1 protein-coding gene is annotated in these 1,244 nt (G+C 62.1%); it reads left to right on the top strand.

Annotation, left to right across the window (positions count from 1 at the left end; all coding sequences use genetic code 11):
• Positions 1–117: 117 nt before the first annotated feature.
• Positions 118–1,244, top strand: a 1,127-nt coding sequence (locus QWE_RS24190) for a TolC family outer membrane protein (RefSeq protein ID WP_006728811.1), incomplete at its 3' end; no start/stop codon positions are given.

Below are 1,244 nucleotides of genomic sequence, written 5' to 3'. Positions count from 1 at the left end.
ACGGCCACCAAGCAAGATTTGGGTAGGGGCAGACCGTTGTTTAGCAAAAAGACTTTATTCGCCGCCTTGTATACCTCGGCAGCATTCGCCATCGCGTCTGTTGCGCCAGCAAGCGCCATGTCGCTGCAAGAGGCCATTCAAAAGGCTCTGACGACCAATCCGCAGATTTCCCAGGCGGTCCAGAACCGTGAAGCGGTCGAGTTCGAACTGCGCCAGGCGCGCGGTCTGTACCTCCCGTCGATCGATCTCGAGGCAAGCGTGGGAAAGCGCCGGCTCTCGAACGAGAGCACGGGAACCCTGACGCGAGACTACGAGGATTTTAATTCGTCCGAGGTCGGTCTGACGGTCACCCAGCGTCTCCTGGACGGCGGCGGCCGCCGGGCCCAGGTCGATCAGCAGGCCTCGCGCGTCGATGGCGCTTCCTTCCGCGTCCTGGAGCGTTCTGAGACGATCGCCCTGCAGGTCGTTCAGGACTATCTCGAATACATTCTGCAGGCGAAGATCGTCGGTGTCGCGCAGCAGAACGTATCGTTCCACAATGGCATTCTCTCTGACATCAACCAAGGCATCTCCGGCGGCGCGCTGACGGAAGTCGATGCCGTTCAGGGACGCGAGCGTCTTGCGGCCGCCCAGGCCCGCCTGCGTGAAGCTCAGGAAGAGCTGGAGCTCACCAAGATCCGCTTCCTGAAGACGGTCGGTGAGCCGATCACCAATGCCAAGGTGCCGGGTTCGGTTGCCAAGTTCATCCCGCGCACGCTGGATGACGCCATCGCAACCGCCAAGGCCAACAATCCACGCATCTACTCGGCGCGCGCCGACATCGATGCGGCTGACGCGGCTGTGCGTGCCGCCCGTTCCAACTATGCCCCGACCGTCGATCTCGAAGGTCGTGCCAGTGTCGGCAACGACGTGGGCACCAGCCAGGGCAATACCAACGACGTCCAGGTGCGTTTGGTCGCCCGCTGGAACCTCTATCGCGGTGGTATCGACCAAGCTCGCGAGCAGGAGCAGATCCGTCGCGCCAGCGAGCAGCGCTACGCATCCGATCAGGTCCATCGCGAGATCGAAGAGTCCGTGCGTTCGGCCTGGAATGAGCGCCGCAGCCGCGGCGAGCTCTCGCAGATCCTGAATTCGCAGTCCTCGCAGAATGCTCAGCTCGTCTCGTCTTACGGCGAGCAGTTCAAGATTGGCCAGCGCTCGCTTCTGGATGTTCTCGACGCACAGAACACCCGCTTCAACACCAG

It is taken from the genome of Agrobacterium albertimagni AOL15 (assembly GCF_000300855.1).
Lineage (GTDB): Bacteria > Pseudomonadota > Alphaproteobacteria > Rhizobiales > Rhizobiaceae > Allorhizobium > Allorhizobium albertimagni.
This window is presented reverse-complemented; position numbering and strand designations above follow the sequence as displayed.